At 74.1% G+C, this 17,396-nt stretch carries 20 protein-coding genes; 8 read left to right on the top strand and 12 right to left on the bottom strand.

Features of this window, described 5'->3' with window-relative positions; genetic code table 11:
* The first annotated feature begins 182 nt into the window (after positions 1-182).
* Entirely contained in the window at positions 183-323 is a 141-nt protein-coding gene (locus OVA32_RS02220) for a hypothetical protein (RefSeq protein ID WP_179288595.1), read from the top strand.
* Positions 324-352: 29 nt separating this feature from the next.
* The gene (locus OVA32_RS02215) at positions 353-883 is read left to right on the top strand and encodes an SgcJ/EcaC family oxidoreductase (protein ID WP_036382333.1); all 531 of its coding nucleotides are present in this window, start codon (positions 353-355) and stop codon (positions 881-883) included.
* A 12-nt stretch (positions 884-895) separates the two neighbouring features.
* Here the strand turns inward: OVA32_RS02215 and OVA32_RS02210 are convergent, their stop codons facing one another.
* The 3 genes from OVA32_RS02210 to OVA32_RS02200 are packed head-to-tail and all read right to left on the bottom strand — an operon-like array spanning position 896 to position 4,707.
* Positions 896-1,456 carry a GNAT family N-acetyltransferase gene (locus tag OVA32_RS02210; RefSeq protein WP_036382331.1) on the bottom strand — a complete coding sequence of 187 codons (561 nt, stop codon included), beginning with the start codon at positions 1,454-1,456 and terminating at the stop codon, positions 896-898.
* 6 nt (positions 1,457-1,462) lie between these two features.
* On the bottom strand, positions 1,463-3,922 hold the full coding sequence (locus tag OVA32_RS02205; RefSeq protein ID WP_267715006.1) for a YhgE/Pip domain-containing protein: 2,460 nt from the start codon (positions 3,920-3,922) through the stop codon (positions 1,463-1,465).
* Complete coding sequence (locus OVA32_RS02200; RefSeq protein ID WP_069941208.1) at positions 3,922-4,707, bottom strand: ABC transporter ATP-binding protein; 786 nt, start codon at positions 4,705-4,707, stop codon at positions 3,922-3,924. The genes OVA32_RS02205 and OVA32_RS02200 overlap by 1 nt, the downstream gene beginning before the upstream one ends.
* Positions 4,708-4,779: 72 nt before the next feature.
* Here OVA32_RS02200 and OVA32_RS02195 point away from each other — a divergent pair, with 72 nt between their 5' ends.
* Positions 4,780-5,388 carry a TetR/AcrR family transcriptional regulator gene (locus OVA32_RS02195; protein WP_020624715.1) on the top strand — a complete coding sequence of 203 codons (609 nt, stop codon included), beginning with the start codon at positions 4,780-4,782 and terminating at the stop codon, positions 5,386-5,388.
* A gap of 21 nt (positions 5,389-5,409) precedes the next feature.
* On the opposite strand, the gene OVA32_RS02190 is transcribed toward OVA32_RS02195, so the two are convergent.
* On the bottom strand, positions 5,410-6,177 hold the full coding sequence (locus tag OVA32_RS02190; RefSeq protein WP_078025647.1) for a sulfite exporter TauE/SafE family protein: 768 nt from the start codon (positions 6,175-6,177) through the stop codon (positions 5,410-5,412).
* A gap of 74 nt (positions 6,178-6,251) precedes the next feature.
* Here OVA32_RS02190 and OVA32_RS02185 point away from each other — a divergent pair, with 74 nt between their 5' ends.
* Entirely contained in the window at positions 6,252-7,508 is a 1,257-nt protein-coding gene (locus OVA32_RS02185; RefSeq protein ID WP_036382323.1) for an NAD(P)/FAD-dependent oxidoreductase, read from the top strand.
* 12 nt (positions 7,509-7,520) lie between these two features.
* On the top strand, positions 7,521-8,210 hold the full coding sequence (locus OVA32_RS02180; protein WP_020624712.1) for a M23 family metallopeptidase: 690 nt from the start codon (positions 7,521-7,523) through the stop codon (positions 8,208-8,210).
* Here OVA32_RS02180 and OVA32_RS02175 read toward each other — a convergent pair.
* Positions 8,200-8,709, bottom strand: a complete 510-nt coding sequence (locus OVA32_RS02175) for a GNAT family N-acetyltransferase (RefSeq protein WP_044659331.1) — start codon at positions 8,707-8,709, stop codon at positions 8,200-8,202. The genes OVA32_RS02180 and OVA32_RS02175 overlap by 11 nt on opposite strands.
* Before the next feature lie 59 nt (positions 8,710-8,768).
* Positions 8,769-9,776: an IS481 family transposase gene (locus OVA32_RS02170; protein WP_267715000.1), complete on the bottom strand. Its 1,008-nt coding sequence runs from the start codon at positions 9,774-9,776 to the stop codon at positions 8,769-8,771.
* A 128-nt stretch (positions 9,777-9,904) separates the two neighbouring features.
* On the opposite strand from OVA32_RS02170, the gene OVA32_RS02165 reads away from it, so the two are divergent.
* Entirely contained in the window at positions 9,905-10,450 is a 546-nt protein-coding gene (locus OVA32_RS02165; protein WP_113914261.1) for a GNAT family N-acetyltransferase, read from the top strand.
* Between the two features lie 35 nt (positions 10,451-10,485).
* On the opposite strand, the gene OVA32_RS02160 is transcribed toward OVA32_RS02165, so the two are convergent.
* The 4 genes from OVA32_RS02160 to OVA32_RS02145 all read right to left on the bottom strand — a co-directional run bounded on the left by OVA32_RS02160 (position 10,486) and on the right by OVA32_RS02145 (position 13,899).
* Positions 10,486-10,698 carry a hypothetical protein gene (locus OVA32_RS02160; RefSeq protein WP_010079881.1) on the bottom strand — a complete coding sequence of 71 codons (213 nt, stop codon included), beginning with the start codon at positions 10,696-10,698 and terminating at the stop codon, positions 10,486-10,488.
* A gap of 135 nt (positions 10,699-10,833) precedes the next feature.
* Positions 10,834-11,949 carry a type I restriction endonuclease gene (locus tag OVA32_RS02155; protein WP_036314529.1) on the bottom strand — a complete coding sequence of 372 codons (1,116 nt, stop codon included), beginning with the start codon at positions 11,947-11,949 and terminating at the stop codon, positions 10,834-10,836.
* Between the two features lie 267 nt (positions 11,950-12,216).
* Positions 12,217-12,561: a hypothetical protein gene (locus tag OVA32_RS02150; protein WP_010079880.1), complete on the bottom strand. Its 345-nt coding sequence runs from the start codon at positions 12,559-12,561 to the stop codon at positions 12,217-12,219.
* Between the two features lie 99 nt (positions 12,562-12,660).
* Entirely contained in the window at positions 12,661-13,899 is a 1,239-nt protein-coding gene (locus tag OVA32_RS02145; RefSeq protein ID WP_036314531.1) for a PucR family transcriptional regulator, read from the bottom strand.
* Positions 13,900-13,985: 86 nt separating this feature from the next.
* On the opposite strand from OVA32_RS02145, the gene OVA32_RS02140 reads away from it, so the two are divergent.
* Complete coding sequence (locus OVA32_RS02140; protein WP_036314533.1) at positions 13,986-15,038, top strand: ferredoxin reductase; 1,053 nt, start codon at positions 13,986-13,988, stop codon at positions 15,036-15,038.
* Between the two features lie 67 nt (positions 15,039-15,105).
* Complete coding sequence (locus OVA32_RS02135; protein ID WP_061873189.1) at positions 15,106-16,404, top strand: fatty acid desaturase family protein; 1,299 nt, start codon at positions 15,106-15,108, stop codon at positions 16,402-16,404.
* A 161-nt stretch (positions 16,405-16,565) separates the two neighbouring features.
* On the opposite strand, the gene OVA32_RS02130 is transcribed toward OVA32_RS02135, so the two are convergent.
* Positions 16,566-17,045 carry an SRPBCC family protein gene (locus tag OVA32_RS02130; protein WP_063189385.1) on the bottom strand — a complete coding sequence of 160 codons (480 nt, stop codon included), beginning with the start codon at positions 17,043-17,045 and terminating at the stop codon, positions 16,566-16,568.
* A gap of 73 nt (positions 17,046-17,118) precedes the next feature.
* On the bottom strand, positions 17,119-17,373 hold the full coding sequence (locus OVA32_RS02125; RefSeq protein ID WP_119217677.1) for a glutaredoxin family protein: 255 nt from the start codon (positions 17,371-17,373) through the stop codon (positions 17,119-17,121).
* Positions 17,374-17,396 lie beyond the last annotated feature (23 nt).

Here is a 17,396-nt window from a genome sequence, read left to right as displayed (position 1 = left end):
CCGTAGACGGCCCAGAGTGGTCACGCGGACGACCCGAGCTCGGCGCGGACCATGTTCGACCGCTTCGTGTTCAGCAACCACATCCGCAGCGTCAGCGTCGACTGAGCGCCGGCTGGGAGGAGCCTTCGACGCGCGCCGACGCACGCGCCCCTCGCGCCGTGCCGCGTGCCACACTGGCGAGCGTGACCCGACGTCCGGATGCGCCACCCCCGGCCGACCCGCGCATGCGTGCGGCCCTGCGCGCCGTGCTCACGGTCCTGGCCGTGATGGCGGTGCTGTTCGCCGCCGTCGTGCTGATGCTGGCCTACGGGCCCGCCCGCTGAACCCGCCCTTCCCCGATCCAGGAGCAGCCATGCCCCCCGCGGACCCCACCGCCGACGTCGCGGCCCGACCGACCGGCCCCGCCGCGGTGGCCGAGGCCTTCGCGGCCGCCTGGAACGCCGCCGACGCCGACGCGCTCGCCGACCTGTTCGCCGAGGACGCGGACTTCGTGAACGTGGTGGGTGTGTGGTGGACGCGGCGGCGGCAGATCCGGGTGAACCACGCGCTCGGCTTCCGCTGGATGTTCCCGGCCTCCCGGCTCGTGCTCGGGCAGGTGCGCGTGCGCGAGCTCGGGGACGTGGCGGTGGTGCATGCGCCGTGGACCATGACGGGGCAGACCGCGCCCGACGGCGACGAGGCCGGCGAGCGCACCGGCGTCCTGCTGCTCGTGGTGCGCCGCACCGAGGCCGGGGCGTGGGAGGCGGTAGCCGGGCAGAACACGGACTCCGTGCCCGAGGCGCAGACCCACCTGGCCGACGACGACGGGCTGGCCGCGGTGCACTACCACCCGTCGGCGTGGATCGATCCCGACGACGACCCCGACGGCCCGGAGGCCTGCTGAGCGGCGGCGGGCTCACTCCACCGTCAGCAGCCGCACCCAGTCGTCCTCGACGCGCTCCCCGCCGACCACGAACTGCCGCGCCCCGATCGTCGCGAAGCCAAGGCGCTCGTAGAACCGGTTGGCCCGTGTGTTCTGCGCGTTCGTGCCGAGCCACACGTGCCGGAACCCCAGCCGCCTCAGCCGCTCGACGCCGTCGTGCACGAGGGCCTCGGCCAGCCCGGTGCCGCGCCCCTCGGCGAGCACGTACAGCTTCGAGAGGTGGCCGGCCGGCACGTCGCCGAGCCGCTCCGTGACGGGTGCCTCGGGGGTCGCGGCGGTCTCGTACATGGCGTAGCCGAGCAGGGTCTCCGGGGCGTCGGCCGCGGCGCCCACGAGCACGATCCGCTCCGGGTCCGCGATCCACGCGGCCACGGCCGCCTCGCTCAGGTGCAGCGCGATGTGCGCGTCCACCGCGGCACGCGGCAGCGAGGCCGGGGAGGCGTCCGGGAAGGTGGCCGCGGCGATCGCGGCGATCGCGGGCGCGTCCTCGGGGCGGGCCGGACGGACGACGGCGGCGCGGGGTGCGGAAGTCATCCCCGCTCAGGCCTGCAGCGCGGGGTGCAGGTCCTTCATGCGGAACCGACGCCGGCGCCGCACCACGAGCACGTCCAGGGCGAGCGCCGCCGCCCCGATGCCCATCAGCACGACCACCGGCACCCAGAAGCGCTGGTCCAGACCGCCGGAGATCGCGTTGCGGAACGCCTCGATGGAGTAGCTCATCGGCATGAACGGGTGCAGCGCCTGGAAGAAGCCGGGCAGCACCTCGGCCGGGTAGGTGCCGCCGGTGGAGGCCAGCTGCAGGATCAGCAGGACCAGCAGCAGCGCCGAACCGGGGGTGCCGAGCGCCGTCTGCACCAGGTGCGCGATGAGGGAGAACACCACGGCCACGAGCACCGTCAGGGCCACGGCCCGCACCGGGTGGACGGGGGCCAGGCCCAGCGGCAGCGTGGCGGCCAGCATGAGCAGGCCGCCGCCCACGGCCACGATGCCCACGGGCAGCCACGCGGCCAGCGCGATCGCCACCGGGTTGCGGCGCCCGGCCAGCAGCCGCCCGCTGATGGGCCGCATGATGTTGAACGCGGCGATGCCGAACACCCACAGCGCGATGGAGAAGAACATCGGCGCCATGCCGCGGCCGTAGACCTCCGCGGAGTTGTCCACCTGCATCACGGCCTCCACCGGCCGGGACATCACCAGGGCGGCCTCGTCCCGCTCGTCCTCGGTCAGGGCGGGGACGCGGTCGACGCCGTCGGAGAGCCCGGAGGCGAGCTCGTGGGCGCCGTCGTCGAGGGTGCCGAGGCCGGTGTGCAGCTCCCCGGCGCCGTCCTGGAGCTGGGCCAGGCCGTCGTCGAGCTCGGTGGCGCCGGACTCCAGCTGGCCCGCACCGTCCTGCAGGGTCAGCGCCCCGTCGTGGAGCGCGGCGTTGCCCTCGGCGAGGGTGGTCGCCCCGTCCGTCAGCTCGCCGAGGCCGGACTGCAGCTCCCCGGCGCCGTCCTGGAGCTGGGCCAGGCCGCCGTCGAGCTCGGTCGCGCCGGAGCCCAGCTGCTCGAGGCCGTCCGCGAACTTCCCGGCGCCGTCGGCGAGGGAGTCGGCCCCGTCCTTCGCCTCACCGATCCCGCCCTGCAGCTTCTCGGCGCCCGCGGCCACGGCGTGGGCGCCGTCGTTGAGGTCCGTCAGATCCGCCTTGGCGGAGGCGGCGACGTCGTCCTCGACGAAGCCCTGGACGCGCTCGTTGGCGGCCGCGGAGGTCGCGGCGGCCTCCTCGGCGCGGCCGGCGACGGCGGTCACCCGCTCGTCCGCGCCGGTGAGCGCCTCCTGGAGCGCGGCGTACTGCTCGGACTCGGCGAGCGTCGGGTCCTCTTCGGCGAGCGCGGCCAGGGCGGTCTGCGCGTCGGCGATGCGGGCGCCCGCGCCGTCCTCGGCCGTGCCGGCCACCTCGGCGACCCGCTGGACGTCCTCGTCCACCGCGGCGACGTCGGCGGCCACCGCGTCCTGGCGCTCGATCACCTGGTCCAGGCCGGGGACCACCGTGTCGTAGAGCTGCTGGGTGCCGTCGGCCACCTGCGTGGCGCCGTCGGTGAGCTCGGCCGATCCGGTCTGCAGCTGGGCCAGCCCGTCGGAGAGGTCCGTGGCGCCCTGACGCAGGGCGGGGGCGTTCTCGGCGAGCTGCCCGGCGCCGTCGGCGAGGGCCTGGGAGCCCTCGCGCGCCTGGTCGAGCCCGTCGGCCAGGCGCCCGGCCCCGTCCTGCGCGGACGCGGCGCCCTCGGCGAGTCGCTGGGCGCCGTCGTCGGCCTGGGCGGCGCCGTCCGCGAGGTCACCCGCACCCGTGGCGAGCTGGCCCGCGCCCTCGGCCAGCTTGCCCGAGCCGTCGTGGGCCTGGACGATCCCGTCCTCCAGCCGGCTCGCGCCGTCCTCCGCGGAGGCCGTGCCGTCGGCCAGCTGCGCGGCGCCGTCGGCGGCGTCCACCATGCCCGACCGCAGCTCGCCGAGGCTGGAGAAGACGGCCTCGAAGTACGCCTCGATCGCGGACCGGTTCACGGCGGCCTCGACCTTGGCCTGGCTCGCGTTCGTGACGGAGCCGATCACGAAGCCGTTGGCGTCGTCTCGGCGCAGGGTGATCTGCGCCTGCTGCGGTGTCCCGCCGCCCTCGGGGCTGACGAGGTCACGGCTGAGCTCGGCGGGGATCTCCAGGACGAGGTAGTACCGGCCCTCCCGCAGTCCCTCCTCGGCCTCCTCGCGCGTGGTCTCGCGCCAGTCGAAGGCGCGGTCGTCCTTGAGGCGTTCGGTCATGTCCGCGCCGGTGCGCAGCGTGGTGTCGCCGCGCTGGACGGGCTCGTCCTCGTTGACGATCGCCACCGGCAGCCGGTCCATGGCCCCGTAGGGGTCCCAGTTCGCGGACAGGTACAGGGCGCCGTAGATGGCGGGGACGAGGAAGATGAACAGCAGGGCGAGCAGGGGCAGGCCACGGCGGAAGCGTCGCAGCTCGTAGCGGAACAGCATCAGTTCTCCCGGACGGGGGGCAGGGTGAGGACGACGGCGTCGCGCGGCACGGGCGCGGAGGCCACGGCGCTCACCGCGAACGGGTGGCCGTGGTCCTTGAGGACGTCCAGGGCCGCGTGGAGCGCGACCAGCTCATCGATGGTCAGGGTGGCGTCCACGTCGTCGAAGGTGACGAGGCGGGCCGGGCGCAGGCAGGCGACGACGGCGGCCAGCAGCGCGCGCTCGGGTGCAGGCAGCTCCCCGACGACGGCCTCCGGCGCCACGCTCAGCCTCACCGCGTCCGCGAGGAGGGCGAAGCGCGCGCGGCCGGCGCGGCGGCGCACGCCGTCGGCGAGGCAGCGCTCGTCCACGACCTCGGCCGCGGTCAGCGCCGGCTCGAGCTCCACCACGTCGGTGGTGTGGGCGACGGCGGTGCGGGCGCGGAGGGCGTGCGGGTGGCGCGCGGCGTCGATCGGGGGCCGGTACGCGCGGGCGGCGGGCCGCTCCGGCCCGTCCAGGGCGACGTCCACGGGGCCGCCGGTGAGCACGAGCTCGCCCCGCACGCCCTGCAGGCGCCCCGTGAGGGCGAGCAGCAGGGCCGAGCGGCCCGAGCCCTGGGTTCCGAGCACGGCCAGGTGGGTCTGCGGGGGCAGCACGAGGTCGAGGGGGCCGAACACCGGCCCGCGACCGCCGCGCAGGGTCAGACCGCGCGCCACGAGGGTGGCGGGCGGGAGGTCGTCGAGGTGCGCCGGGACGGGGGCGGGCCCGGGGCCATGGTGATCGGCGTCGGTGGGAGTGGAAGACATAGGCCCTCTTTGCCGAGTCGAGGCGGATTCAATACCATCGGTATTCAATACCATCGGCATCGAGAGGGCAACATGGCCACCCGACCCCGCCGCGAGGATGTCCGCGCGGCCATCCTCGACCACGCGGCCCGGGTGTTCGGACGGGAGGGCTACGCGCGCTCCTCCCTCGCCCGCATCGCGGCGGAGGCCGGCTACACGAAGGGCGCCGTCTATTCCGGCTTCGCGGGGAAGCCGGACCTCTTCGCCGCCGCCTGCACCGTCCAGTTCGAGCGGGCGACCACCCGAGCCATGGACGGCGTCGCCGACGCCCTGGACGACCCCGACCTGCCGCGCGAGGACCTGGTGGCCCGCGTGGCGGAGGCCCTGGCCGACGTCGTGCTCGAGACCACGGGCTCCTGGCCCCTGCTCCTCCACGAGTTCCAGGCCGTGGGCCTGCGCGAGCCCGCCGTGGGGAGAGCCTACCGGACGCTCACCGTCCGGCGGCGGGACTTCCTGGCCGGCCTGCTGCGTGAGCACCGCGTGCTGGCCGACGTCCCGGACGAGCAGGTCACGCACACCGCGGCCATGCTCCTGATGCTCGTGCACACGCTGTCGGTCGAGCGGCACCTGGCCCCGGAGGACCTGACGGTGGACGACGTGCGGGACACGCTGGCCGCGGCCGTGCGCTCCCTCCTGCCCTGACGCCTGCGCGCCGGCCCCGCCTCAGCCCAGGGTGCCGGCCACACCGCGCACCAGCGCCACCGTGCCCCCGACGCCGGCGAGGCAGATCGCGAGGACGCGCGCCTTCGCGGGGTCCACCCGGCGGGCCACCACCGAACCGAGCAGGACACCCAGCGGACCGCCCACCACCACGGCGACCCACACCGGCCACGGCACGTGCAGCCCCGCGGGCACGGCCGCGCCGAACAGCGACTTGGTGACCAGCGAGGTGAGATTGGCCAGCAGGAACACGGGCTGGAGGGTGGCCGCCCACGAGCGCTGGTCCCACCGGCTCGCCACCGCGTAGACCGCGAGCGCCGGCCCGGCGATGCCCGCGGTGGTGTTCATGAACCCGGCCACGGCGCCGGAGGCGAACACGGCCCCGTTCCCCTGGGCGGTGAAGCGCTGCTGCAGGCCCAGGACGGCGGCCACGGCCACCAGCACGGAGGACCCCAGGAGGATCTCGAGCGCGTGGGCGTCCAGGACCCGCACGGCCCACGCCCCCGCGAACGAGCCGGCCACGAGCAGGGGTGCGAGGCGGACGAAGCGCGGCCAGTCCACGTGCCTGTGGAGCACCGCGAACAGCAGCACCGCGGACACCGAGGCGGCCACGTTGGACAGCGTCACCCCCGCCACCGGGCCCAGGAGCAGGGACAGCGTGGGTGCGGCGATCATGCCGACGCCCATTCCGCTCACCCGCTGGAGCGTGCCGCCCACGGTGATCGCGGCCAGCGCGACGACGGCCGGCAGCCACACCAGGGAGGGGTCCATGCGGGCAGTATGCCGGAGCCGGGGGTGCCCGTCGGCCCTGGCGCCCGCCCGTGACGGGTGCGCATGCTGGCCGCATGGCCCAGCACAGCTCCACTCCGTACCCGCTCGTGATCGTGGGCAGCGGCCCCGCCGGCGTCAGCGCCGCCCGCGCCTACGTCGACGCCGGGGGACCCGGCCCCGTCCTCATGCTCACCTCGGACGTGGACCACCCCTACGAGCGCCCGCCGCTGTCCAAGGAGCTGCTGCGCGGCACCGCCGAACCCGACCCGACGGTGCTGGACGAGCTGCCGGACGCCGTCGAGCTGCGCCGGGGCGTGACCGTCACCCACGCGGACCTGGGTGCGCGGACGCTGTGGGCCGCCGAGGAGCCGGTCCGCTTCGAGCGCCTGATCCTCGCCCTCGGCGCGCACCCGAAGCCCCTGCCCGTCGCGGACGACGACGCCGAGGTGCACCTGCTGCGCTCTCTCGACCACGCCCGCCGCCTGGTGGCCTCCGCCGGGCACGCGCGCTCCGCCGTCGTGGTGGGCTCGGGGTTCATCGGCTGCGAGGCGGCCGCCTCCCTGGCCCTGCGCGGGGTGGCCACCACGCTGGTCACCCCGGACGAGGTGCCGCAGCAGAAGCGGCTCGGCCGCGAGGCGGGCGATCGGATCGCGCAGTGGCTGATCGGCGCCGGCGTCGAGCTGCGCACCGGCGTGCGGGTGGGGCAGGTGCGCGCCCCGCGCACCGTCCACCTCGACGACGGCGCCACGCTCGCCCCGGACCTGATCCTCGCCGCGGTGGGGGTCGAGCCGGGGGGCGGGTGGCTCGAGGACTCCGAGCTGACCATGCACGAGGGGCGGATCGTGGCGGACGAGCACCTGGCGGCGGCGCCGGGCGTGTGGGTGGCCGGGGACGTGGCCCGCGCCCACCACGCCGTGGCCGGCCGGCCGATCCCCGTGGAGCACTGGGGCGACGCCCTCGGCATGGGCGAGGTCGCCGGGCACAACGCGGCCCGCACCGAGGTCGGCGTGCCGGGCGGCGCCGGCCAGGCCTCCGTGCTGGCCCACGCGGCGACGGCGGACCCGGAGTCCCTGCGGCGGTGGGAGGCCGTGCCCGGGTTCTGGAGCACCATCGGCGAGCACACGCTCAAGCACGCCGCGTGGGGCGACGGCCACGAGCAGGCCCGCATGGTGGAGCGCACCGGCGGGTTCACTCTCTGGTACACGGACGCGCAGGACCGCGTGGTGGGCGTGCTGACCTACAACGCGGACGAGGACTACGAGCGCGGGCGGGAGCTGGTGGCGGGCCGGGATGCCGTGGGCGAAGGCCGGGGCCGTCCCGACCCTGCATGACAGACTGAGGGGATGACCACCCCGACCCCCGGCGCCGGCTCCCCGGGCAGCGGTGTGGCCGGGGGCGTGCTGGCCGCAGTGGGGGCGCTGGCCCTGATCGCGACCGTCCTGGCGCTGGTCCTCGCGTTCGGTCCGGCCGGCCGGGACGACGCCGGCGCGGGCGCCGAGCGGCGGCGCTGGAACGGCGGCTTCACCCCCGCCCCGCCCACGGTGAACACGCAGGGGTACGCCGAGCCCGTGCAGGGCCGCGTGACCTCCCGCTTCGGGCCCCGCCCCAACCCGTTCGGCGAGGGCGTGGTGCCCTCGGGGGTGTCCGAGGAGGCCCTGACCCGCCACGACGGCGTGGACCTCGGCGGGGTGCCGGAGGGCACGCCCTTCCACTCGGTGTCCGACGGCCGAGTCCTATTCGTGGAGGCCGGCGGGGACGCGGGCGGCAACCTGCTCGCCGTGGACGCCGGGGACGGCCACGTGTGGCGCTACCTGCACGCCGCCCCGGACTCCACCGTGGTGGACGCGGGCCAGCGCGTCTCCGCCGGGGACCACCTGGCCGGCGTCGGGCAGACCGGCGCCGCCACCGGCGTGCACCTGCACCTGGAGCTGCGCGTGGACGGCGAGCCGGTGGACCCGGAGGCCTACCTGGCCGAGCGGGGCGTGGAGCTCGGCGGCTCCTACCCGGAGCGGCGCCGCGGCCTCAGCCGGTGACCGGGCCGCCGCCGTCGTCCACGGACCCGGCCCAGCGGACCTCCCCGTCCACGACCTCGTCCGTCGGCGCCAGGCCGATCGCCTGGGCGACCCGCTGGGAGGCCGTGTGCTCGGGGTGGACATCCGCCACGAGGCGCCGCACCCCCCGGTCCCGCAGCTCGCCCTTGAGGAGGCCGGCGGCCTCCTTCGCCAGCCCGCGGCCCTGCCACGGCGTGCCGATCAGCCAGGCGATCTGCGTGGGTCCCCCGTCCACGGGGATGGTGGCCTGGACGTAGCCGACCGGCCGGCCCTCCGGCTCCAGCACCACGATCCAGTTGGCCCAGTCCTCCGCGCCGTCCTCGGAGCGACCGCGCGCGAGGATCGCGTACCGCTGCCGCAGCTCCTCCTCGCCCGGCGGCGTCCCGCCGGTGTACGTGTACAGGTCCGGGTCGGCGAGGACCGCGGCCATGGCCTCGGCGTCATCCACCCGCAACGGGCGCAGGGAGAGGGAATGCGGCATGGGCACAGTCGACCAGCCCGGCCCCGCGCAGACAAGAGGCGGGGCGCATCCGCCCGCCGCTAGCTGTAGGAGGGCATGACGTTGTTGACACGCACCGGGGCCAACGAGGCCGGTGGAGCATCTCCGCAGGAGGTATGCGGCCGATGGTAGTTGTAGTGATTCACCCACACCTGAAGGGCCTCACGCCGAGCCCGCTCTGAGGTGTAGGGGCGGGCGTAGAGGACCTCGTCCACCATCAGCCGGTTGTAGCGTTCGACCTTCCCGTTGTGACGCGGGGTGTAGGGGCGGATCCGGTGATGCCGGCCCCCGAGCGAGACCACCTTCCGGGTGAAGTCCACGGCCCGGTAGTTGTTGCCGTTGTCCGTGATCACCCGGTCCACGGTGATGCCGTGGGCGGCGAAGAACGCCCTCGCCCGGCAGAAGAACCCGATCGTGGTCACCGCCTTCTCGTCCTCCAACGCCTCGGTGTACGCCAGGCGGGTGTACCCGTCGATCGCCGAGTGCAGGTAGGTGTACCCGACCCGTCGGCCAGGCCCGCGTTTGGCCGCTCGCGCGTTCTCGGAGTCCCGGCCGTGAGCACGCCAGCCTCCCCCCTCGGGGATGCGCCCGATTTTCTTCACGTCCAGGTGCACCATGTGCCCCGGGCCGCGGGCGGTGATCTTCTGGGGTCGTTGGCGCAGGTCTTCTCCGGCCGGGGTCAGGTCCCGTAGGCGGGAGATCCCGAGTCGGTGCAGCCACCGCCCCACGGTGCGAAGACACACCTGGTGGCCCTCGCCGACCAGATGGTGATGGATGCGCCGGGCGGACCACTTGCGCTCCCGCCGCAGGGCGTGGATCTGGGCGACCAGGACCGGATCGAGCTGGGCAGGTGAACGGTGCGGCCGGCTGGGCAGGTCCTGAAGGCCGGCTTCTCCCTGGGCGCGGTAGCGGGCGACCCAGGTGGCCACCGTGGGCCGGCTCACGCGGAACTCGGCTGCCACGTGTGCTTGCGGGATCCCGTCGTTCAGGTGGCGGTGGACCATGCGCAGCCGGCCGGTGGGGGTCAGAGGTGCGTTAGCGTGAGTCACGAGCGGGCTTCCTTCCGCGGATGAGTGGATGTCGCAATTCCCATCCTGCGGGGCGGAGCCCGCTCGTCTCATCTCAGCCCGTGCCTCGTGTCAAGAACCTCATGACCCACAACAGCTAGCCTGGGCGCATGCCGCCCGCCCCCACCGCCCGTCTGCGCTTCCGCGAGATGGCCGACGCCGACCTCGACCACCTGGCCGGCCTCCTCGCCGATCCCGTGGTGATGCGCTTCTACCCCGCCCCGCGCACGCGCGCGGAGGCGGCGGCGTGGATCGCGGGCAACCGGCGCCGGTACGCGCAGGACGGGCACGGGCTGTGGATCATCGAGACCCACGACGACGGCGGGTCCGGCTTCGTGGGCGACTGCGGCCTGACGTGGCAGGAGGTCAACGGGGAGCCTCGCCTGGAGGTCGGCTACCACGTGCGGGCCGACCTGTGGGGGCGCGGCTACGCCACCGAAGCGGCCGCCGCCTGCCGGGACCACGCCCGGGACGTGCTGGGGCACCACGAGCTCGTGGCGATCATCCACCCGGAGAACACGGCCTCGCGCCGGGTGGCCGAGCGGATCGGGATGACCGTGGTGGGCGAGGACCGCACCGGCGCGCCCGAGGCCCGCGCGGCTCTGGGGCTCGAGGCGCGCACCGTGCTGGGGATGAGGCTCCGGCCGGGCGCGTGAGGCGCGGCCCGGCCGGACGTCTCAGCCCCGGTCGCTCACTTGGCGTGGCGGGCGAGCAGCTCGCGGGCGGCGTCCAGGCCGCCGGCCTCGACGTCGTAGGAGCCGGTGGACGCGTGGTGGGCCTCGACCGCGTCCGTGATCCGGTAGTGGTCCGGGTTGCCGGGCGGGTCGGAGGTCTCCAGCACGTGGATCAGGTAGGTCTCGCCGGCGGCCAGGGCCTGGCGGTCGTCGCGCTCGTGATGGGTCATGACGTCCTCTCGGGTCGGCGCCCGGCGGGTCTGTCCCACCGGGGCGTGCGCACCAGGGTGGCGCATCGACGGCGGCGGGGCACAGTCCTGCCCGCCCGCGGGCCGGATCCGGTCAGTAGGCGGGTCAGAGTCCGCTCAGGCCCCGACGTAGGAGCTGACGACGCTCCGCAGTGCCTCGGCGGATTCGTAGATGTCCTCCAAGTTCTCGAGGTCGGCCCGCGTCCTGTTCTTGTCCGCATCGAACAGCACCAGATATTTCACCTTCCCGTCGAAGTGAAGGCGCGCGATCGGCTTCCGATTGTTGTCGTCCAGGATGACGCTGCAGTACGAGGCTGCGTCGCGCATGTAGACGCGGTTCATCGGCACGATTCCGGCGAGAATCGCCTTGATGATGCGGAAACCCTCGATCTCCTCTTCGGTCGTCACCACGCCCGGCTTGAGCTGGCCCTCCTGACCGTTCTCCTCGTCGGACAGGACCGTCTGATCGCCGGTGGCCACGGGCTCAGCGGGAGCCGCCAGTACCGGAGCGACCTGGTCGCCCAGGGCAGTCTTCAGCCGCGCGTTGACGCGATCGTTGATGTACTGGCGCGCAGCCTCCTCGGTGAGCCGGGTGAAGGTCTCCACCGCCTTGGCGTTCATGTACCCGGAGTACACGCGCTTGGCGAGGACCTTCACCAACTCATCGCTCGGCGCAGCCATCTCGGCAGAAATCTCGCGCTTGATGGCCGATACGTACTTCAGCTCCTCGGCTGCGGCGATGACCGAGTCGAGATCGAAGGATCCCTTCGCCAGCTGCTCGAGCTTCGGCACGGTGACCGGGTCGATGTCCAGAAGATCGAGGACGAGGAACGGACGCTCGTCGAGGATGTTGGCCTTGTCGAGGTCCGTGTAGAAGTTCCACACCCGCCCGTTGGTGAGCACGCCGATCCGCGCTTCACTGGTGTGGAAGTAGCGCACCAGCTGGCTCGCGTGCGCCAGGGACAGCTCCGAGCCGACCTTCTTGGCCTCCACGAGGATGTTGACCTTCCCCTCCCGCATGATGGCGTAGTCGATCTTCTCCCCCTTCTTCAGGCCCAGATCTGCGACGAACTCCGGGACGACCTCCTGGGGATCGAACACGTCGTAGCCCAACACCTGCGAGATGAATGGCATGACGAGCGCGTTCTTCGTCGCCTCTTCCGTGTCCAGGGAGCTTGCGTAGTCGCGGGCTCGCCGAGCCACTTGCGCAAGCTTGTCCTCGAATTCAGTCATGCCGTTTCACCCATCCGTGAGTAGGAGCCGGACAGCCGGGAATCCGGCAGCCTCGCACGTCAGCGCCCGAAGGCCCGCCGCAGCTGTGTCGAAATATAACCCAGCTCACAAACACGCTACGGGGACCCTCGCAGGCGCTCCGTGGCCGGACCGCGGGATCGCCCGGAACGCGAGGCGGCCACGACGCGTCGCCTCTCACAGGAAGGAGACGGGGCGTCGTGGCCGCGTTCCGCGGGGGGCCGCCCTGTCAGGCGACGCCCGGCCGGCTCAGCGGTTGCCGGGGTGCTGCGGGTCGGCCGGGATGCCGCGGCTCAGGGGCTCCACGGGCGGGCCGCTCGTCTCCGGGGTCACGGGCGAGCCGGTGCGGGAGCCGCCGACCTCCGGGGTGTCCGGCACCTGATCGCCGGAGGGCTGGGCGCCGGAGCGCAGCGCCTCGAGCCGCGTCTCGAGGACCTGCACCACGGGCAGGCGGTCGCCGTGGGCGCGCTCGTAGGCGAGCAGCTGCTCCACCTGCGACTCGTCGAGGCCGGTGATCCGGGTCGGCAGCGTGCCGTTGGGGATGTGGTCGTAGTCCGGCAGGGGGAGCTCGTCGCGGTTCGGGGCGTTCGTCATGGCACTGTCCCTCTTCTCTCGTCGGGGTCCCTCGTCGGGATGCGTGGTCCACCCACGCTAGTGAAGGCCCCCGTCAGACGGCACCCCCTGCCGCCCCGCTCACCCGACCCCGTCCCGCCGCGCCCGCAGCACGATCTCCAGGTCGAACCGCGCGTCGGGGTCCTCGAGGGCCTCCCCGAACAGCTCGCGCAGCCGGCCCACCCGGTACCCCACGGTCTGGGGGTGCACGCCGAGCTCCGCGGCGATCGGCGCCCGCTGGCCCCAGTGCGTGAGCCAGGCGAGCAGGGTCTCCTCCAGCACCGCCCGCTTCGCCTCGCTCACCTCGTCCAGGGGCGCCAGCACGCGTTCGGCCAGCTGCGTCACGACGCGCGGCTCGGCCCCCAGCACCACGCGCGCCAGGTGGTCCGCGGCGAGGATCGGGGACGGGGCGCCGTCGTCGTCCTCCCCCTGCGCGGGCTCCGCCGTCCGGCCCGCCGCCTCCTGGACGGCCAGCGTGCGGGCCACCCGGTAGGAGTGGGGCACGAGCGGCCAGTCCACGGCCGGCCCGACGACGGCGGCCGTCCCCGCCAGCAGGCGCAGCATGCGCTCGCGGCGGCCCTGGGAGGGCGTCGCGTCGATCACGGCGACCACCTCCGAGTCCCGCTCCACCACGAGCCCGGCCCGGCCCAGCCTCTCCCGGACGGCGACGCCGGCGTCCGCGGGCAGCACCACCACCGCCAGCCGGCGCGGCAGCCGCCAGTCCGCGAGCGCGGCCAGCCGTTGCACCTCCTTCTCCTCGGTCCCGCCCCGGACCAGGGCGGTGGCGAGGGCGGCGCGGTGCAGCTCGAGCACGCCCGCCTGGGCGGACTGCGCCTCCGCGTACGCCTGGGCGCTGACCGAGGAGAGCTCGTCGATGTAGGCCCAGATGGACTCGCCGAGGTCGATCACCACGGACATGCCCATGCCGAGGTGGGCGCATTCGGCGGACAGGTCCCGGAACACGATCCGTGCGGAGGCCCGGTAAGCGCCGAGCAGGGCGTCCATCGTGCGGCCCTCCCGGAACTCCCCCGCGCCCAGGTAGGCCATGAGCGCCCGCGTCTCGGGGCTGAGCGCGGGACGGGCGGTGCCTGGCAGGCTCATCAGCTGCTCGAGCGCCGCGGTCACCCCGCGCGTCAGGTTCTCGCCGTAGCGGCCGTCCCGGGCGCTCACGTACGCCGGGATCTGCTCCGGCACCGTCTCGATGATGCGCTGCATGATGGCCGGGATCGCGGGGGCCAGCCGGCCGGGGAGGTCCGAAGGCAGGGACAGCCACGGCGGGTGCCAGTCGGTGCCGCGCGTCGGGGCGGGGGTTGAGGCCATGATCTTGTCTCCTCACGATGAATCCTGCGGGTCGATCGTACGTCCGACATGAAGAATCATGGCGCGCTGCGCCATAGCGTGGGGGCATGCCCGGCCCCTTCCTGCTCACCCGCCTGGTCACGACGCTCCTGCACCCGCTCACACCGCAGGACGTCCTCGGCCTGTTCGACCCCGTGCACTCCTCCCGCCAGCTGCGCGGGGTGGTCACCTCCGTCGCCCGCGCGACGCCCGGCGCCGTCACCATCGCGTTCCGTCCCGGACCGGGCTGGCGGGCCCACGACGCCGGCCAGTGGGCACGCATCGGCGTCGACGTGGACGGGGTGCGGCAGTGGCGCTCCTACTCGCTCTCCGCCCCCGCGGGCGCGGACCCGGAGATCACGGTGTCCGACATCGGCCTCGTCTCCGGCACGCTCGTGCGCCACACGAAGCCCGGCGACGTCCTCTTCCTCGACATCCCCGAGGGCGACTTCACCCTGCCGGACGAGCCGCGCCCGCTGCTCATGCTCACCGCCGGCTCAGGCCTGACCCCGGTGATGTCCATGATCCGCACGCTCGTGCCGACGCGCCGGGATGCCGACGTGGTGCTCATCCACTCCTCCCGCACCCCCGAGGACGCCCTGTTCCGCGAGGAGCTGGCCGAGCTGGCCGACCAGTTCCCGGGCCTGCGCGTGGTGCACCACCACACCGCGGAGGCGGGCCGCCTCGACCTCTCCTCCCCCGCGCAGCTCGAGGGCCTCTGCCCCGACTGGCGCGAGCGGGCCGCCTACGCGTGCGGGCCGGCCGGGTTCCTCGACGACGCCGAGGCCCTGTGGCGGCGCGAGGCGGCCGCGGACCTCACCATCGAGCGGTTCCAGGCCGACTTCGCCCCGGGCGTGGCGGGGGCCGGCGGCCGCGTGGTGTTCGAGCACGCCGACGTCGAGGTGGACGCCCCCGGCGACGTGCCGCTGCTCGTGGTGGCCGAGGACGCCGGCGTCGCCGCGCCCGCCGGCTGCCGCATGGGCATCTGCCACGCATGCCTCACGCCGCTGCGCTCGGGCCAGGTCACGGACCTGCGGACCGGACAGGTGCACGGCGAGCCCGGCGAACTGATCCAGACCTGCGTGAGCGCCGCCGCCGGCCCGCTGAGCCTCGGCCTGTGAACCTGACGCCCGGCCCGCGACCCGGGCCTCCCTGACCATCCCCGCCTCCCGCCCCCAGGAGCATCACATGACCCAGACCCCCACCGCCCCCGACCGCACCGGCGCCACCGCCCCGGACGATCTGGCCCTGGCCATCCCCGGCACCACCGTGCGCGGCCGCGCCGCCCGGGTCCTGCCGCAGGACCGCCCCGACACCACGAGCTGGGCTCCCCACACCGCCGAGTCCCGTGCCGCCACGTCCCGCTCCACCGCCGCCGCCACGACGCCGGGGCTGCCGGGCGTCGTCGGGAGCCCGGCGGTGCGCCCGCCCGGCGCCGCCCACCTGACGGACGCGCAGGTGGCCGAGCTGGGCCGTGAGCTGGACGCGATCCGCGACGACGTGCTCGCCCGCCGCGGCGCCTCCGATGCGGCCTACATCCGCCGCGTCATCCGCTGGCAGCGCCGGCTCGAGCTCGGCGGCCGCGCCCTCCTGCTCAACGCACGCCACCCCGCCGCGTTCGTGGCGGGCACAGCCATGCTCACGGTCGCGAAGATCGTGGAGAACATGGAGATCGGGCACAACGTGCTCCACGGCCAGTGGGACTGGATGCGCGACCCGGACATCCACTCCACCACGTGGGAGTGGGACTTCGTGACGCCGTCGCGGGCGTGGCAGAACACCCACAACGACCTGCACCACCGCTGGACCAACGTGGTGGGCAAGGACCGCGACGTGGGCTACAACGTCCTGCGCATGGACGAGTCCGAGCCGTGGCGGCCCCGCCACCTGCTCAACCCCGTGATCAATGCGGGGCTGGCGCCGATCTTCGAGTGGGGCATCGCCCTCTACGACCTCGAGCTGGACCGCGTGCAGAGCGGCGAGAAGTCCCGCGAGGAGCTGATGACGGATCTGCGCTCCGTGGGCGTCAAGGCGGCCCGGCAGTTCGCCAAGGACTACGTGGCCACGCCGGCCGTCGCCGAGGTGCTGACGGGCTCGGGCAAGGCCACGCTCGCGGGCACGCTGCTGGCCAACGGCCTGCGCAACATCTGGGCGCACGCGGTCATCTTCTGCGGGCACTTTCCGGAGGGTGCGGAGACGTTCTCCGAGGAGATGGTGGACGGCGAGACCCGCGGCGACTGGTACGTGCGGCAGATGATCGGCTCCGCGAACATCTCCGGTTCGAAGCTGATGCACTTCATGACCGGCAACCTCTCCCACCAGGTGGAGCACCACCTGTTCCCGGACCTGCCGTCCAGCCGGTACGCCGAGGTGGCGCCCAGGGTCCGCGAGATCTGCGCCCGCTACGGCCTGCCGTACACGACCGGCCCGCTGCTGCGGCAGGTGGGCTCCGCGTGGAAGAAGGTGTTCCGGCTGGCGCTGCCGTGAAGCGGCGCACGACGGGGCAGACCACGTCGGCACCGTCCCGCGCCCGGGCCGGGGCCGGGGCCGGGGCCGGATCTTCTGCGGATCTGACCCTTCTGGCCGCCGGTTCGGCCGTCAGAAGGGTCAGAACCGCAACGGATTCCGTATGAGCCGAGGCAGGCCGGTCAGCCCTGGCGCTCGGCGAGCTCCGCGAGCCGGTCGATCGACGCACGGAGCTGCTCTTCGCCGGTCCGCAGCGCCTTCTGGATGCGCTTCGGGTCGGTCAGGGCGGTCCAGTCATAGGTGTGGGTGACGCGGCAGCCGCCCTCGTCGTCGCCCTCGACCTCCCACCGCCACAGCTGGCCGAACGGCTCCCCGCCGACCTCGGAGGGCTTCCAGGCGATGCGGCGGCCCTCCTCGAACTCGACCACGTGGTTCGCGCGGTCCACGCCCTTCTGCAGGGTCATCACGAACACGTCCCCGACGGCGGTCACCCGCTGCCCGGGGGCGGCCTCGGCCAGGTTGTCGTTGCCGTCCCACTCGGGCTGGCGGGAGGGGTCCGCGATCAGCTCGAAGACGACGCCGGCCGGGGCGTCGACGTGGTGGGTCGCGGACACGACGCGGTCCTCGGGGGCGGGCAGGGCGGTCTCGTCGATGTGCTCCATGGGGAGAGCGTAGACCCCGATGCGCACCCGCCGAGAGGGCCGGCGGGGCTCGCGCGGGGAGCGGCCCCCGATCTCAGATCAGGCCCAGCGCGGTGAGCTTGGCCGCGGTCTCCTCGTTGGTCGGCTCCACCTGGTGGTCGCCGTCGGGGAACACGACCACGGGGATGTTCTTCCGGCCGGAGATCCGCTCGGCGGCATCGGCCTGGGCCGGGTCGGCGACGAGGTCCACGTAGTCGTAGGCGACGCCGAGCTCATCGAGCTGGCGCTTGGTGCGCAGGCAGTCGCGGCACCAGTCGGCGCCGTAGACGGTGAGGTCGTTCTGACTCATCCGTCCAGCGTACTGAGGGGTGG

Source organism: Micrococcus sp. SL257 (genome assembly GCF_026625585.1).
Lineage (GTDB): Bacteria > Actinomycetota > Actinomycetes > Actinomycetales > Micrococcaceae > Micrococcus > Micrococcus luteus.
Note: the sequence above shows the minus strand (reverse complement) of the source record. Positions and strands in the feature narration are given on the sequence as shown.

Bases quoted from the DNA above. Each gene is read 5' to 3' on its own strand.
- OVA32_RS02150 (WP_010079880.1), bottom strand. From the start codon at position 12,561: ATGACGAACGCCCCGAACCGCGACGAGCTCCCCCTGCCGGACTACGAC.
- OVA32_RS02205 (WP_267715006.1), bottom strand. From the start codon at position 3,922: ATGCTGTTCCGCTACGAGCTGCGACGCTTCCGCCGTGGCCTGCCCCTG.
- OVA32_RS02200 (WP_069941208.1), bottom strand. From the start codon at position 4,707: ATGTCTTCCACTCCCACCGACGCCGATCACCATGGCCCCGGGCCCGCC.
- OVA32_RS02190 (WP_078025647.1), bottom strand. From the start codon at position 6,177: ATGGACCCCTCCCTGGTGTGGCTGCCGGCCGTCGTCGCGCTGGCCGCG.
- OVA32_RS02185 (WP_036382323.1), top strand. From the start codon at position 6,252: ATGGCCCAGCACAGCTCCACTCCGTACCCGCTCGTGATCGTGGGCAGC.
- OVA32_RS02165 (WP_113914261.1), top strand. From the start codon at position 9,905: ATGCCGCCCGCCCCCACCGCCCGTCTGCGCTTCCGCGAGATGGCCGAC.
- OVA32_RS02125 (WP_119217677.1), bottom strand. From the start codon at position 17,373: ATGAGTCAGAACGACCTCACCGTCTACGGCGCCGACTGGTGCCGCGAC.
- OVA32_RS02195 (WP_020624715.1), top strand. From the start codon at position 4,780: ATGGCCACCCGACCCCGCCGCGAGGATGTCCGCGCGGCCATCCTCGAC.
- OVA32_RS02135 (WP_061873189.1), top strand. From the start codon at position 15,106: ATGACCCAGACCCCCACCGCCCCCGACCGCACCGGCGCCACCGCCCCG.
- OVA32_RS02140 (WP_036314533.1), top strand. From the start codon at position 13,986: ATGCCCGGCCCCTTCCTGCTCACCCGCCTGGTCACGACGCTCCTGCAC.
- OVA32_RS02145 (WP_036314531.1), bottom strand. From the start codon at position 13,899: ATGGCCTCAACCCCCGCCCCGACGCGCGGCACCGACTGGCACCCGCCG.
- OVA32_RS02210 (WP_036382331.1), bottom strand. From the start codon at position 1,456: ATGACTTCCGCACCCCGCGCCGCCGTCGTCCGTCCGGCCCGCCCCGAG.
- OVA32_RS02175 (WP_044659331.1), bottom strand. From the start codon at position 8,709: ATGCCGCATTCCCTCTCCCTGCGCCCGTTGCGGGTGGATGACGCCGAG.
- OVA32_RS02215 (WP_036382333.1), top strand. From the start codon at position 353: ATGCCCCCCGCGGACCCCACCGCCGACGTCGCGGCCCGACCGACCGGC.
- OVA32_RS02130 (WP_063189385.1), bottom strand. From the start codon at position 17,045: ATGGAGCACATCGACGAGACCGCCCTGCCCGCCCCCGAGGACCGCGTC.
- OVA32_RS02160 (WP_010079881.1), bottom strand. From the start codon at position 10,698: ATGACCCATCACGAGCGCGACGACCGCCAGGCCCTGGCCGCCGGCGAG.
- OVA32_RS02155 (WP_036314529.1), bottom strand. From the start codon at position 11,949: ATGACTGAATTCGAGGACAAGCTTGCGCAAGTGGCTCGGCGAGCCCGC.
- OVA32_RS02180 (WP_020624712.1), top strand. From the start codon at position 7,521: ATGACCACCCCGACCCCCGGCGCCGGCTCCCCGGGCAGCGGTGTGGCC.